13 protein-coding genes are annotated in these 13,252 nt (G+C 66.8%); 2 read left to right on the forward strand and 11 right to left on the reverse strand.

Annotated elements, in window-relative coordinates:
• Positions 1–12: 12 nt before the first annotated feature.
• The 10 genes from gspE to gspG form a co-directional block, all read right to left on the reverse strand.
• Entirely contained in the window at positions 13–1,569 is a 1,557-nt protein-coding gene (gene gspE, locus ACEN9T_RS09330) for a type II secretion system ATPase GspE (RefSeq protein WP_413707603.1), read from the reverse strand.
• 16 nt (positions 1,570–1,585) lie between these two features.
• A complete protein-coding gene (gene gspD / locus ACEN9T_RS09335) occupies positions 1,586–4,006 on the reverse strand; it encodes a type II secretion system secretin GspD (RefSeq protein WP_092976347.1) in 2,421 nt (806 codons plus the stop codon).
• Positions 4,007–4,043: 37 nt separating this feature from the next.
• Positions 4,044–4,886 carry a type II secretion system protein N gene (locus tag ACEN9T_RS09340; protein ID WP_092976350.1) on the reverse strand — a complete coding sequence of 281 codons (843 nt, stop codon included), beginning with the start codon at positions 4,884–4,886 and terminating at the stop codon, positions 4,044–4,046.
• A gap of 17 nt (positions 4,887–4,903) precedes the next feature.
• Entirely contained in the window at positions 4,904–5,470 is a 567-nt protein-coding gene (gene gspM, locus ACEN9T_RS09345; protein ID WP_413707604.1) for a type II secretion system protein GspM, read from the reverse strand.
• 10 nt (positions 5,471–5,480) lie between these two features.
• Positions 5,481–6,917, reverse strand: a complete 1,437-nt coding sequence (gene gspL, locus ACEN9T_RS09350) for a type II secretion system protein GspL (protein ID WP_413707605.1) — start codon at positions 6,915–6,917, stop codon at positions 5,481–5,483.
• A gap of 161 nt (positions 6,918–7,078) precedes the next feature.
• A complete protein-coding gene (gspK, locus tag ACEN9T_RS09355; RefSeq protein WP_413707606.1) occupies positions 7,079–8,158 on the reverse strand; it encodes a type II secretion system minor pseudopilin GspK in 1,080 nt (359 codons plus the stop codon).
• A gap of 1 nt (position 8,159) precedes the next feature.
• A complete protein-coding gene (locus ACEN9T_RS09360; protein WP_413707607.1) occupies positions 8,160–8,891 on the reverse strand; it encodes a type II secretion system protein J in 732 nt (243 codons plus the stop codon).
• A complete protein-coding gene (gene gspI / locus ACEN9T_RS09365) occupies positions 8,872–9,270 on the reverse strand; it encodes a type II secretion system minor pseudopilin GspI (protein ID WP_045206679.1) in 399 nt (132 codons plus the stop codon). Before gspI ends, ACEN9T_RS09360 begins: the two co-directional genes overlap by 20 nt.
• Complete coding sequence (locus tag ACEN9T_RS09370) at positions 9,267–9,764, reverse strand: GspH/FimT family pseudopilin (RefSeq protein ID WP_092976365.1); 498 nt, start codon at positions 9,762–9,764, stop codon at positions 9,267–9,269. The genes gspI and ACEN9T_RS09370 overlap by 4 nt, the downstream gene beginning before the upstream one ends.
• A 32-nt stretch (positions 9,765–9,796) precedes the next feature.
• Positions 9,797–10,267, reverse strand: a complete 471-nt coding sequence (gene gspG / locus ACEN9T_RS09375; protein ID WP_092976368.1) for a type II secretion system major pseudopilin GspG — start codon at positions 10,265–10,267, stop codon at positions 9,797–9,799.
• A gap of 175 nt (positions 10,268–10,442) precedes the next feature.
• On the opposite strand from gspG, the gene ACEN9T_RS09380 reads away from it, so the two are divergent.
• Together ACEN9T_RS09380 and ACEN9T_RS09385 are read left to right on the forward strand one after the other, a co-directional pair.
• The gene (locus ACEN9T_RS09380; protein WP_092976370.1) at positions 10,443–11,126 is read left to right on the forward strand and encodes a type II secretion system protein N; all 684 of its coding nucleotides are present in this window, start codon (positions 10,443–10,445) and stop codon (positions 11,124–11,126) included.
• A 138-nt stretch (positions 11,127–11,264) separates the two neighbouring features.
• Positions 11,265–11,879, forward strand: a complete 615-nt coding sequence (locus ACEN9T_RS09385) for an EF-hand domain-containing protein (protein WP_092976373.1) — start codon at positions 11,265–11,267, stop codon at positions 11,877–11,879.
• Between the two features lie 221 nt (positions 11,880–12,100).
• On the opposite strand, the gene hppD is transcribed toward ACEN9T_RS09385, so the two are convergent.
• Positions 12,101–13,207: a 4-hydroxyphenylpyruvate dioxygenase gene (gene hppD / locus ACEN9T_RS09390; protein WP_092976376.1), complete on the reverse strand. Its 1,107-nt coding sequence runs from the start codon at positions 13,205–13,207 to the stop codon at positions 12,101–12,103.
• Positions 13,208–13,252 lie beyond the last annotated feature (45 nt).

The raw sequence follows: 13,252 nt of genomic DNA on the forward strand, positions 1-13,252 counted from the left end.
TGTAATCGCGCCTTAGTCGCGTGTGACCCGCAGCACTTCTTCCAGCGACGTGGCACCCGTGTCGATCCAGCGCTGTGCATCCATGCGCATGGTCTGCATGCCTTGGCCGATGGCGAACGCCTTGATCTCGGATTCTGCGGCCTGGCGGTGGATCATGGTCTGGATTTCGGGCGTGACGGTCAGCAGTTCGTAGACACCGGTGCGGCCCTGGTAGCCGGAGTTGCTGCAACGGTCGCAGCCGACGTGATGCCACACCGATTTGCGTGCCGGCGCGGCCGGTGTCACACCCTCTGCCACCGGCGTGCCGGCCACGGCTTCCAGTTCGGCCGCGGTGAGTTCGAGCACTTCTTCGCGACGGCAATGCACGCACAGGCGACGTACCAGCCGCTGCGCCAGCACGCCGAGCAGCGATGAAGATAGCAGGAAGGGCTCGATGCCCATGTCGATCAGGCGCGTCACGGCGGAGGCCGAATCGTTCGTGTGCAGCGTCGCCAGCACCAGGTGGCCCGTGAGCGAGGCTTGCACGGCAATCTGCGCGGTTTCCAGATCGCGGATTTCCCCGATCATCACCACGTCCGGGTCCTGGCGTAGGATGGCGCGCAGGGCCTTGGCGAACGTCATGTCGATCTTCGGGTTGACCTGCGTCTGGCCGATGCCGTCGAGGTCGTATTCGATCGGGTCTTCCACCGTCATGATGTTGGTGGACGCCGCGTCCAGCCGCGACAGCGCCGCATACAGCGTGGTCGTTTTGCCCGAACCCGTCGGGCCGGTGACGAGCACGATGCCGTGCGGCTGATTGATGAGGTGGTCAAAGCGCGCCAGCGTGCCGGCGCCCATGCCGAGCTTGCTCAGATCCAGGCGGCCGGCTTCCTTGTCGAGCAGACGCAGCACCGCGCGCTCGCCGTGTCCGGTGGGCAAGGTGCTCACCCGCACGTCCACCGGGCGACCGCCCACGCGCAGCGTGATGCGACCGTCCTGCGGCAGGCGTTTCTCGGCAATGTCGAGCTGCGCCATGATCTTGATGCGCGAAATGAGCGCGCCGTGCAGCGCCTTCTTGGGGCGCACGACGTCGCGCAGCGTGCCGTCCACCCGGAAGCGCACGACGGATGCATTCTCGAACGGCTCGATGTGGATATCCGAGGCGCCTTCGCGCGCGGCCTGCGTGAGCAGCGCGTTGATCATGCGGATGATCGGCGCGTCGTCTTCGGATTCGAGCAGGTCTTCCACGGCAGGAATGTCCTGCATCAGGCGCGAGAGGTCGACTTCGCCTTCCACTTCGCCCACCACCTGCGCTGCGCTGCCGTCTTGCGCGTTGTACGCCGTCTGCGTGGCGGTGGACAGCGCCGCCGTGCTAAGCGTCACCAACTGCAGCGCGCCGAACACGCGACCGAGTTCAGCCAGCGCCGTGCGCGAAGTTTCGGGGCAGACCCACACTTCCAGCGTGTCGACGTCCTGGCGGGCGACGAGCAACCTGGCGTCGCGCGCAAACGCATACGGCACGAGCCGCACGGCCGACTGCGAGGGCGGCTCCAGCGTGCTGACGTCGGTGGTGGAAGCGTGCGTGGCCATGGTTCGTTGTCCGTTGTCAGCCACCGTTGCGCGGCGCATTGCCATCGTAGCCGCCGGAGGTGGGCGCCGCGAAGTTCTGCAGGCGCGGCTGGCTGCGCGTGGTGCCTTGCGGCATCGGCATCGGGGCGCCCGGGGGCACCTGCGTGCCGGCCGGGCCCTTCGGCACGATCGACACATCGCCGTAATTGTCAGCCGGGCGCATGGCGCTGGGCGTGGGCAGCACCGGTGTGTCCTTGTCCGAGGTGGTCGGCAGCATGTTCGGCGAGACAAAGCCCTGCTGCGTATCGCGCATGTAGTTGTAGCGGTTGTCCGACAACGCGCCCGTGGCATCGGCCGTGCGCAAGATGATCGGGCGCAGGAACACCAGCAGGTTGGTTTTCACACGCGTCTTGCTCTCCGAGCGGAACAGCGCGCCAAGCAGCGGGATGTCGCCCAGGCCCGGCACTTTCTGCTCGCCGTCCTGGTAGTTGTCTTCCAGCAGGCCGCCCAGCACGACCACCTGGCCGTCGTTGGCCAGCACATTGGTCTCGATCGAGCGCACATTGGTGGTCGGGCCCTGCGTGGCATTCTGCGTGCCCGGCACCACCGCCGACGATTCTTGGAAGATCTGCATCTTCACCAGCCCGCCGTCGGTGATCTGCGGCTTGACGCGCAGCGTGATGCCGACGTCCTTGCGGTCGAACGTCTGGAACGGCGTGACCGAAGCTGCGCCGCCGGTCTGCGCATATGAACCGGTCGTGATCGGCACGTTCTGGCCAATCAGGATCTTGGCCTCTTCGTTGTCGAGCGTAATCAGGTTGGGCGTGGACAGCACGTTGACCGAACCATCCGAACCCAGCGCGCTGAGGATGGCGCCCAAACCGCTGCCCCTGTTGAACACCCCGAAGTTGCCGCCGTTGAGTTGGCCAACGCTGTTGGAGAGCGTGCCAATGGCAGTCTGCGCGGCCGTACTGCCGATGCCGCCGCTGGTAATGGTGGCAATCGTGCCCGCGAGGTTGATCAGGTTATTGGCGCCGGAGCCGAAGTTGGTGCCACCGCCAAAAAAGGTGGTCGGCCCGCCTGCGCCGGCCATCCATTGGATGCCCAACTGCGAAGCCTTGGTGGCCGTCACTTCCACGATCATCGATTCGATATAGACCTGGGCGCGTCGCGCGTCGAGGTCGTCGATCACGGCGCGCAGGTTGCGATAGACCGGCTCGCTGGCGGTGATGATGAGCGCGTTGGTGGCCGGATCGGCCTGGATGATGCCGCCGGTGGTCGGCGTGTTGTTCTGCCCAAACGAGGCGCGGAACGAAGAGCTGCCGCTGCCCGAGCCGCTGCCCGAACCCGAGCCGCTGCCGTAGTTGGTGTTCTGTGTGTTCTGGTTCTGCGAGGTGTTCACGCCGCCGGCCGGCTGCGAGGTTGCGCCTTGGGCGGCGCTCTGGCCGCCCGGCCCGGTCGATGCCGAGGCCGACAGCGTGGCGTCGGCCGCCACGATCGCGCGCAGCGTGGTGGCCAGCTGCACCGCGTTGGCGTTCTTGAGCGGCACCACCCAGATGTTGCCCGGGCGCGCATTCGGCACGTCAAGCTTGGCGATCAGCTGTTTGGCCTGGGCAAGACGGGCCGCGCTCGACGCACGCACCATCACGCTATTCGAACGCGGCTCTGCCACGACTGACGTGCGCAGGCTTGGGTCCGACAGCGCCGCGCCGGCACCGGCACCAGCTGCGCCGCCAGCCGACGGGTCCAGCAGCTTCTGCAGCGTAGCTGCCACGTCGATGGCCACGGCGTTCTTCAGCGGAATCAGTTCGGTCTCACCAGCCACGGGCGTGTCGATCGACGCGATGATGCGGCCGATGCGGCGCAGGTTGTCGGCGTAATCGGTAATGACCAGCGTGTTGTTGGCCGGGTATGCGGTGATCGTGTTGTTGGGCGCGATCATCGGGCGCAGCACCGGCACCAGGTTGTTGGCCGATTCATGCTGCAGGCGGAAGACCTGCGTGACGACCTGCTCGCCGCCGCGCGCGCCTGCCGCGCCCACGCTGGTGGGCGAGCCCTGCAGCTTGGCATCGGCTTCCGGCACGACCTTGGTGAAACCGTTGCCTTCGACAATCGCGTAGCCCTGCATGCGCAGGATCGAGCCCAGCGATTCGAGCGCTTGCGAGCGCGTCACCGGCTTTTCGGTGACGAGGTTGACGGTGCCCTTCACGCGCGGGTCGACGATAAAGTTCTTGCCGGTGGCCTGGCCCACGGCCTTGACCACCGAGTCCAGATCCGCGTTGACGAAATTCAGCGAGACCTCATCCCCGGGGTTGCCGGCGGCGCCGTTCTGGGCGGATGCCGCGCTCGGCGGGGCGGCGAAGACTGGCATCGAGCCGGCCACCATTGTTGCGCAGCATGCCAGGACGATGGCGCGAACGGTGAGTCGGGAAGAGGCGTTGTACATGGTCTCGTTCATGGTTGTCGGCACGCTGGCTCGCGCGCCGGCTTGAGGATCAAAAGCGGAGTCGATGATGCGACCCGTCGCGCGGGCCCAGCAGACTCAACAGGCCAATCAATTGCGGTTCCGACTCCGGCGTGGCACTGGCCACCCCGTCAAAATGCGCGCTGGGCCCCAGGGTGCCCTGGCCCTGCAGAGTGAGCGGCCCGGCCAGCGTCGACAGCGACAACTGCATCGGCGCACCGCTCACGCCGCCAAACGACACCACGGCCTGATAACTGCCCAGCGGCCGCACCCGGCTGAGGCTGGATGATACCTGCTCAAGCGTGACAGTCAGCGCGCCCTGGGCGGTGTCTGGCTGGCCTTTTCCACGACCGAATTGGCCTGAGAGCGGCGTCCACTGCGCCCGCAGCCGGCCATCCAGCTTGAGCGTGTTGAACGGCGCGCCAATGCCTTCCAGCAACGACGCAGGCAACGCGACCGTGCCAGCCTCTGCGTCCCAGTGCCCCGGCCTGACCGTCAGCGTGACCGGCTTCTCCAGCGCGCGATCGTGCGTCAGGTGCGCGCGCAGCGTGCCGGTGAGCAGCGGCAGCATGTCGATCGACCACGACAGGCGGCCCGGCAGCACGGTCGCATCAGCCCCCCCGTTGCCGGCGGTCAGCGCCAGCGTTGCGCTGCCGTGCCAGATACTGCCTTGGCTGTCAGCCAGCAACACACGATGCCCCGTGGCCGCGGCCACGCGCTCGGCCGCCCACGCGGCCGGATACTGCGCCACCACGGTCAAGCCCACGGCCAGCAGCGCCACGCCACACCACAGCACGCGCCAGCCGAGGCTCGTGCGCTTGTCGGACTCGGCACGGCGGCGCAGGCGCAGCGGCGGTAGCGATTCAATCCCCATCGGCACGATCGGACCCGTCAGTGGCCCGTGGCGGCAGGGCCTTGCAGCGTCGCCGTCACGTTGACCAGGGCCGTTGCGCCCACGTATTTGATGTTCGTGTCGATCACCTTCATGCGCTGCGCCTGCCGCACCTCCTGCAGCCATTCGGCGACGGCGCCAAAGGGCACCTTGTCCAGTTGCACCTGCACGCTCTCGCCCGACATCGCCATCCGCGTGGCCTTCAGGCCGTGGTTGGTGAGGCTCGTGTTGAGCGCCTGCTGCAGTTCCGCACCGCGCGGCACGGGCGCGGCGGCAATGGCCGACAGGCCGCGCGCTTCCTGGCCCAGCGTTTCCATTTCGGCGAGCTGCGTACGCATCTGCGGCAGGGCTTTCTCGATGCGGCGCTGGCCTTCGAAGGCCGGCTCCCACAGCGCGAGGTAGACGATCACAAGCAGCAGCACCACGCCGCCACCGGCCAGGATGCGGCGCTCGCGCGGTTCGCGCTGCATCCAGAAGGTCGTGGCCGCATCGCGCACCGAGTCCGGCACGCCAATGCGCGGCAGGCGGCGGGATGACGATCGGGAAGGAGAGGAGGAAGTCGCCATGGAGGAATCGTTATTGGGCGATGGAGACCGTCCAGCGCGAGCCGGGTACGGTGGCTTCTGCGCCGCGCGGGGCCTCGGCGGTGTCCATGTTCAGGCCGACATTGCGGGCGGCGGTGCGCAGGCTGGCGGTGTCGGTGCCGTCCTTGAGCGTGACCGTGAGCGCGCGGCCGTGGTAATCGAGTGCGAGCAGCGCATCGGGCGCGAGCCCGGTCGCAGCCTGGGCAAAGCGATCGGCCAGCGGCAGGAAGTCTTCCGGCGCCGATTTGCCGGCGGCCAAGCGCAGTTGCTCGACCTGGCGGCGCATCTGCGCGGGCGGGTCGAGAATCACGGGCGTATTCGGGAATGCCGTCTGCAGCTGCGCGCGCATGGCGGTATCGAGCCGCTTCTGCTCCGCGCGCAGCGTGAGCCAGCGCGCGTTCATGCCAATGAGCTGCACGACCACGATCAGCACGGCCAGCGCGATGGGCAGGCGCCAGAGGCTCCAGTCCATGCCGGCCACGCCGCCGCGCGCAAAGTCGAACTGGCAGAGATCGGCTTCGCCGGAGGCGAGGGCGTCGCGGGCGCCGGCAGCCCAGGTAGACCAGTCCAGCGTGGCGGTGGCCGGGTCGGCTGACAAGCCGGGCGCCAGCTCGCGCAATGCGGGCGACACCATCAGCGTGGCCGGCGTAGGGGCAATCCCCAGCCAGTTGCCGACGTTGGCTGGTAGCAGCCGCAGGCCGTAGCCCTCGGCGCGGCCGGTGCGTACGGTGATGTCGACGGCCACGGGCGCGTCCGGGTCGGACGATGGCGCAGCGTCAAGCGCGATGGTTGCCGGTGTGACCGCGGCCACGGTTTCAGTAGCAGGCGCTTCGACTGCAGGGCTAGCGGCCGCGGAAGCGTCGAGCGATGGCTCTGCGCGTTCGACGGCGTTTGACGATTCTGCAATCAGCGCTGCCGCTGCGGCAGGCGTTTCAAACGGCACGCAAAGCTGCGCAGGCAGCAGATGGCAGGTGCGGTGCTTGTGGCCGGCAAAGGTATCGAGAATGAAGCGGACCCAGGCGCGGTCGGCAATCATCAACGCGCGTGATTGCGGCTCGCGGGGCGCGCGCCAGCCACGCGCAGGGGCGTCGCCCAGGCGGGGGCCAAGGGCGATATGACATTGCTGCGCGTCCTGCACGAGGCGGTCTTCCACCAAGTTGGGCAATGCCAGACGCAGCTTGGGCAGCGCCAGCGGCGGCACGTTGGCCGGCACCAGCAGCACATCGGCGGCGGGCAGCAGAAGGATCAGGCGATCAGCCGCGGGCAGTTCGTCGGTGCGCGACGTACCTTCGCGCTGAACACGTTGGGCCCCAAGCGCGCCCTCTTCACGCACCAGCGCGAAGGGCACGGAGGCAAGCGCGCCCGCCGACCAGCGTTCGGGCGATTGAATGGGCCGGTGCGGCAGGCGCACGTACAGGGAGGTCGTCAAACCGCTCCTCTATTGATCTTGAGAGTGTGAATGCGAACTGCCAACGGAAGCGCCGGATTGCGCAAAACCCGCGATGCTGAACGATGCGGATGACAATACGGCGAAGGCTAGGGTCTGTCTACAAGCGGCGCGTACGCACGTAGAGGGGTGTTGCGCCGCCGTCATGACGGAATCTCGTCGATGCGGCGGACCCAGACGATGCGGGTCGCGTTATTGTTGATCGGATCGCCACGTGAAACAAGCGCCACTTCTCCGATCCGGGCGCGCTCATGGCGGGCCATGCCGTAGACCAGAAAATAGTGGGTCTGCACGTCCAGCAGATTGGCCGCGGCAGTGGTGTCGACGCCGGGCGCGATGCCGCGCAACTGGTTCGTGACATCGCCGATGTTGCGGAAGTAAGCGCGGTCGCGCGCCTGCACCAGCGAGCGGGCGCGGTCCAGACTCAGGTTCGGGATGACGGCGGCCAGCACTTCGGCGCTGGCCGTGTTGGCATTGATCTGCGTGCGGGTGGGCAACACGATCACGTAGGGGCGCAGCTTGGCGATCATGTCGGCTGTGTAGCCGGGAATCGTCAACAGGCTGGCCACGTCATCGAGCGGCCGCGGGCCGTTGCTGTTGCTTCCGCCGCCGCCGCTGTCTTCGCCGCCTTGCTGGCCGCCCTGCATCCCTTCGATCGACTGGAAGCCACCCAGCATCTGCGCCAGGTACGTCGCCGTGATATTGGCCAGGCCCGGGTCGATGTTGAGCGATTGCAGGAGCAGGCCGTACGCCTTGATGGCGTCCTTGTCGCGGCCCGTAATGAGGGTGCGGGCGCCCAGCGTCTGCGCCGTCAGCAGGTTCATCAGGTTGAAGCGCGCCTGGGCATCGAAGATGCGGCCCGACAGGTATGACTCTTCGCCGGCCGTATCCGTGCGCAGCGAGCTGCCGAGGAAGTCCGACAGCTTCGTTTCCTGGATCGGCACGGCCCAGATTTCGCCCAGGTGGTCCACCGCGCCAGTGCGGCGCTGGTCATCGCGCAGGATGAGGCGCGCCCAGTCGATGCCAGCCCGCGCGATCCACGTGGCCTGCGCTTTCAAGCGCTGGTTTTCCACTGCGCGGATCTCCACCTGCTGCCGCCACAGCATGCCCGACACAATCACCACGGCCAGCGTAACCACCAGCAGCGCCGTGATGATGGCCGCGCCGCGCTGGCGCGGGGCACGCAAGTTACGTTGAACGAGTCGACGGGAGCATCGCGCCATGTCAAAGCCCCGTCATGCAGATGCGCGTGAAGCGCTGCGGCGCGCCCTGCGGCGTCATGCGCACGAGCAATGCCAGTTCCACTGCGCGCACCGAGGCGGCCGGCACCACCACGCCCGGGGTGTTGGCCGACGGCGCCGACGCGCTCGGCGTGGAAGCCGACGGCAAGCCGGTGAGGGTGGTGGTGTTGCTGCCTGCCGGGAACAATGCCGCAGACAGCGCGCCCGTGTTGTCCATCCAGCCGCCGGGTTCGATCCACGCGCGCGCGCTGATGCTGTCGACGTTGGTGGCGAGCAGGTAGCGCGCAGCACCCACACCGCCCTGGCGCAGGTTGTCCATCGCATTGCGCAGGTCGCCGCGGTTGGTGATCGGTTGGGTCTGGAGGCGTTCGAGCCGGCCGTCGACGATGCGGTAGAGCACCACTTGCCAGGCGGGTGGCTGGCTGTCGTCGCGGCGGTCGCGCACCATCAGCACGCGGTTGGCGTCTACTTCCACCGGTGAGCGCGACAGCGTGTTCGGATCGGCCAGTTGGGTGCAATCGGCGTCGAACTGGGCGTAGGCGGTTTTTAGTGCTTCGATGCGCTCGTCGCGTTGGGCCAGCGCCTCGTGCGTGCGGGTCATGCTGTCCAGCCCGCGCCAGGCGATCACGGCCAGGATGGCCAGCAGCGTGATCGCCACCAGCAGCTCGAGCAGGGTGAAGCCGCGCGCCGAACGGTTAGAAGACATTGCGTGCATCGTTCGGCAATAGAGTCACGAGCCAGGCCAGTCGCACGGATTTGGACGCGTCCGGATAGACGGACACCTCCACGCGGCGGAACACCGGGTTGGGCGTGGTGGCGATGGTCTCTTCGCACCACAGTTGCGTATCGCCTTGCGGGCACGCAAAGCCGCGCGCGCCAGGGTCTGGGAAGACGCGTGCCAGGCGCAGGTTGGCGAGGTGGTTCTCGGCGCTCCAGGTAGCGATCATGCGCGTCTGCAGCGAATCGCTGGCGGTGGTCATGCTGCCCATGGCGCGCATGGTGGCGGTAAGCGCCACGGCCACGATGGTCAGCGCCACCAGCACTTCGAGCAGGGTGAAGCCGCGCGTGCGCGTGGGACGGTGGCTGCGCGTCATTGCGGTTCCGTCTCCGTCAGCACGCGCGGGCCGCCGTCGGACACGACATCCACGCGCGAGCCCTGCGAGGTCAGTGCCACGCGCCACGGCAGGCCAATCGCCTCACGGCCGAACACGAGGCGCTGCGGCGCCCCCGGCACCGCAGCGGCACCGGCACCGGCGACGATCTGTACGTTGTCCATGCCTTGGCGCCAATGGCCCGGCGCGAGCACATCGCGGTTGAGCTGTCGCCAGCCGTTGGGGGTGGATTCATAGAAGCGCCAGCCCTGCGCATCGCCTTCCCACGCCACGGGGCGCGAGGTGAGCTGCGCCTCTTCCTGTGCCAGTTCGATCAGGCGGGCCAGCTTCTGCGCGTCATCGGCCAGTTGCGAGCGCGGGTTGGGCGTGGCGTTGACGGCCACCACGGCCAGCACGATGCCGATGATGACCACCACCACCAGCAACTCCAGCAGCGTAAAGCCGCGAGGATGCCGGCGGCGTGGGTGATCGAGCATGGTGAGCGGGCGGCTGAGGGCGCTGCGCTGGCTTAGTTGTCCCAGTTGCCGATGTCGGCGTCGTTGCCCGTGCCGCCGGCCTGGCCGTCGGCACCGAAGCTGAAGATGTCCACTTCACCGCGCACACCCGGGTTCAGATATTGATACGGGTGGCCCCACGGGTCTTTGGGCAGGCGTTCCAGATAGCCGCCGCCTTTCCAGTTGTTGGGAATCGGCTCGGTGGTCGGCTTGGCGACCAGCGCCCCAATGCCCTGCTCGGTGGTCGGATAGCGGCCGTTGTCCAGGCGATAGAGCTTGAGCGCCTGCGAAATGGAAGCGATGTCCTGTTTGGCGGCGATGATGCGCGCCTCGTCAGGACGGCTCATGATCTTCGGCACCACCAGCGCGGCGAGGATGCCCAGGATCACCACCACCACCATGATTTCGATCAGGGTGAAGCCACGCGCTGCTTGTCGGGCGAGGGCGCGCTGGCGGAAGGAAGAGCGAAGTTGGCCTTGCATCATGGCGACAGAGTTGGCAATAAGGGGAAGAGACACAGTATATCCGTGACATATGACCATATATTGCACGGCAGGGTCATGCTGCGATGGCTCTAGAGCCGCACCTCCAAGCTGTTCACCGAACCGGCATGAAGGGCGGATAGAATCGGCGTATTCCTACGGTGCCTCGCCCCATTTCATGAACGCTCGACAGTCGTCCCGCCTGCTCAGTCTTGTACTGTTTGCTGCCCTGTGTGCGCTCCTGACGCATTGGGTGCTGACGCTGTCGTCGCTGCGCTCGCTGGGCGCCCCGCGTGAGGCGCGTGTGGCCCAGACCGATGCGCTGGAGACTGGCGCGGCCGTCACGCTCTTTGGCGGCGGCCCGCAGAATGGCCCGCGCGATGTGCAGGTAATGGGCGTGGTGGCCGATCTGGCGGATGGCTCCGGCGCGGCCATCGTGTCGGTGGACGGTGGCGCACCGCAGGCGGTGCGGGCCGGCAAGTCGCTGTCGTCCAACCTCAAGCTGGTTGAAATCAAGGCGCGTTCGGTGGTGATCGAGCGCAATGGCGCGCGCCAGGAGATTCCGCTGCCGGCCAGCGCCGTGGCGGGCGTGTCGCCGGCCAATCGCAATGCGCCGGCAATGCCGCTGCCGCCCGCCGGCGCCGCAGCCCCGCTATCGACGCCCGTCACACCACCCGCGCCGCCGGTTGCCAACAATCCGGCCAACACCGCTATGCCGGGCGCCATGCTGCCCATTGCGCCCGCGCAGATCAACACGGGTGACGAGCCTGCCAGCCAAGGCGGCGGTATCGTCGGCCCGCGCCACCGCGCGGCGGCCGCTGCGCGCAAAGGCGATACCCCTCAGCCGGGCGCCGACCAATAGGCGTCTAGCGGCCGGCCAGGCGGTGGCGGGCGCATATTACAGCGCATGTCATCGGGGTAACAGCGTGTAAAAGCCGGCAACGCGTCGGCATTGTCGGGTTCTAATCCGCTACACAGTCCATGTGAAAAGGAGCTGACCATGACCAACAAACGTGCTGTCCAAGCCTTCCTCGCCACCTCGGCCCTGTTCCTGGCCATGTCGGGCATGAACGCCCGCGCCCAGGATGCCAGCGCCCCAGCCGCCAGTGCACAAGCACCGGCCGCGGCGCAGGCTGCGCCGCAAGCCAATGCCCCTGCCGGCAAGCCGGGCCGCCACGGCGGCGGCCTGAAGGCGCTCGACACCAACGGCGACGGCCAGATCTCGCGCGATGAGGCCAAGGGCCACACCTGGCTTGAGAAGAACTTCGACCAGATCGATACCAACCACGACGGCCAACTCAGCAAGGACGAGCTTGCCGCCTGGCACAAGGCCCACAAGGGCGAGATGCACGAAAAGATGGCGCAACGCTTCGACGCCAAGTTCAAGGCCGCCGACAAGGACAACGACGGCTCCCTGAGCAAGGACGAAGTGCAGGCTGGCATGCCGCGCCTTGCCAAGAGCTTCGACCAGATCGACGCCAACCACGACGGCAAGATCACCGAAGACGAAATCCGCGCCTACATGAAGGCCCGTCACGATGCTCGCAAGGCGCAGAAGAACACGCCTGCAGCGGCGGCCATGCCGGGCGGCCCGTCGGCCACCAAGGGCGAGTGACGCTTCGTCTAAATCTCCGCACGCAAGCGGCGCCTTCGGGCGCCGTTTTTATTGCCCACGCCAATCCGCATCCTCAATGAGGCGCAAGGCGGGTGCGGGTCGATTTGGCTACCGGGCCATGTCAGTGCCGCATGCGCGGCTGCAGCCTATGCCCACAAAAAAAACACCCCGACGGCGAACCATCGGGGTGCGGGTACAGCACGCCTGAAGTTTGAGGGTCTTCAGGCCGGCTGATCGTCGGCCTTGAGCACGCCGCGGCGCATCTGGTCGAGTTCGATCGACTCGAACAGCGCTTTGAAGTTGCCCTCGCCAAAACCTTGGTTGCCCTTGCGCTGGATGAACTCGAAGAAGATCGGGCCAAGCTGGTTCTCGGAGAAGATCTGCAGCAGCAGATCGCCCGGGGCGCCGTCGATCAGGATCTTGCGCTTCTTCAGTTCTGCCACGTCCTCGCCATGACCCGGGATGCGCTTGTCGACCAGTTCGTAATACGTGTCGATCGTGTCGAGCAGCGTGATGCCGTTGCTGCGCAGTGCATCCACCGTGTTGGACAGGTTGGTCGAGCCCAGCGCAATGTGCTGGATGCCCTCGCCGTGGTACATGTCCAGATACTCCTGGATCTGACCGGCCTTCTCCGTCCCTTCCTCGTTGATGGGGATGCGGATGTTGCCGCACGGGCTCGTCATCGCCTTGCTCTTCACGCCCGTGACCTGGCCTTCGATGTCGAAGTAGCGCACTTCACGGAAGTTGAAGAAGCGTTCGTAAAACTCGGCCCATTCCTTCATCCGGCCACGGTAGACGTTGTGCGTCAGGTGGTCGATGTAGGTCAGGCCGTGCCCGGTGGGGTTCGGGTTGGCGCCCGCGATGGGCACGAAATCGACGTCGTAGATGCTGATGTTGCCGATGTCGCCGGCCTTCGCATCGTTCTTGCCGGTCCAGCGGTCCACCAGGTAGATCAGCGAATCGCCGATGCCCTTGATGGCCGGAATGTTCAACTCCATCGGACCGCTGTGCGTGTCGAAGCCCCAGGCGCCCAGCTCCAGTGCGCGCTTGTAGGCGAACGCGGCGTCTTGCACGCGAAACGCGATCGCGCAGATCGACGGGCCATGCAGACGCGCAAAGCGCTGCGCGAACGAATCCGGCTCGGCGTTGATGATGAAGTTGATCTCACCCTGGCGATACAGCGTCACGTTCTTGTGACGGTGCTTCGCGATGGCGGTAAAGCCCATGTTCTCGAACAGCTTGCCCATGGCAACGGGGTCCGGCGCGGCGTATTCAATGAATTCGAAACCGGCGGTGCCCATCGGGTTTTCCCAAGGCGTGAATTGCATGGTGAGTCTCCTGTGGGGGCGCGCTTTGGAGCGCTCAGGTCTTTG

The organism is Ralstonia sp. Ralssp110, from assembly GCF_047325135.1.
In the GTDB taxonomy this organism is placed as follows: Bacteria; Pseudomonadota; Gammaproteobacteria; order Burkholderiales; family Burkholderiaceae; genus Ralstonia; species Ralstonia mojiangensis.

Coding starts and splice junctions, on each gene's coding strand:
- ACEN9T_RS09380 (WP_092976370.1), top strand. CDS start 10,443: ATGAACGCTCGACAGTCGTCCCGCCTGCTCAGTCTTGTACTGTTTGCT.
- ACEN9T_RS09370 (WP_092976365.1), bottom strand. CDS start 9,764: ATGCTCGATCACCCACGCCGCCGGCATCCTCGCGGCTTTACGCTGCTG.
- gspI (WP_045206679.1), bottom strand. CDS start 9,270: ATGACGCGCAGCCACCGTCCCACGCGCACGCGCGGCTTCACCCTGCTC.
- gspD (WP_092976347.1), bottom strand. CDS start 4,006: ATGAACGAGACCATGTACAACGCCTCTTCCCGACTCACCGTTCGCGCC.
- gspM (WP_413707604.1), bottom strand. CDS start 5,470: ATGGCGACTTCCTCCTCTCCTTCCCGATCGTCATCCCGCCGCCTGCCG.
- gspG (WP_092976368.1), bottom strand. CDS start 10,267: ATGATGCAAGGCCAACTTCGCTCTTCCTTCCGCCAGCGCGCCCTCGCC.
- gspK (WP_413707606.1), bottom strand. CDS start 8,158: ATGGCGCGATGCTCCCGTCGACTCGTTCAACGTAACTTGCGTGCCCCG.
- gspE (WP_413707603.1), bottom strand. CDS start 1,569: ATGGCCACGCACGCTTCCACCACCGACGTCAGCACGCTGGAGCCGCCC.
- ACEN9T_RS09360 (WP_413707607.1), bottom strand. CDS start 8,891: ATGCACGCAATGTCTTCTAACCGTTCGGCGCGCGGCTTCACCCTGCTC.
- ACEN9T_RS09385 (WP_092976373.1), top strand. CDS start 11,265: ATGACCAACAAACGTGCTGTCCAAGCCTTCCTCGCCACCTCGGCCCTG.
- ACEN9T_RS09340 (WP_092976350.1), bottom strand. CDS start 4,886: ATGGGGATTGAATCGCTACCGCCGCTGCGCCTGCGCCGCCGTGCCGAG.
- hppD (WP_092976376.1), bottom strand. CDS start 13,207: ATGCAATTCACGCCTTGGGAAAACCCGATGGGCACCGCCGGTTTCGAA.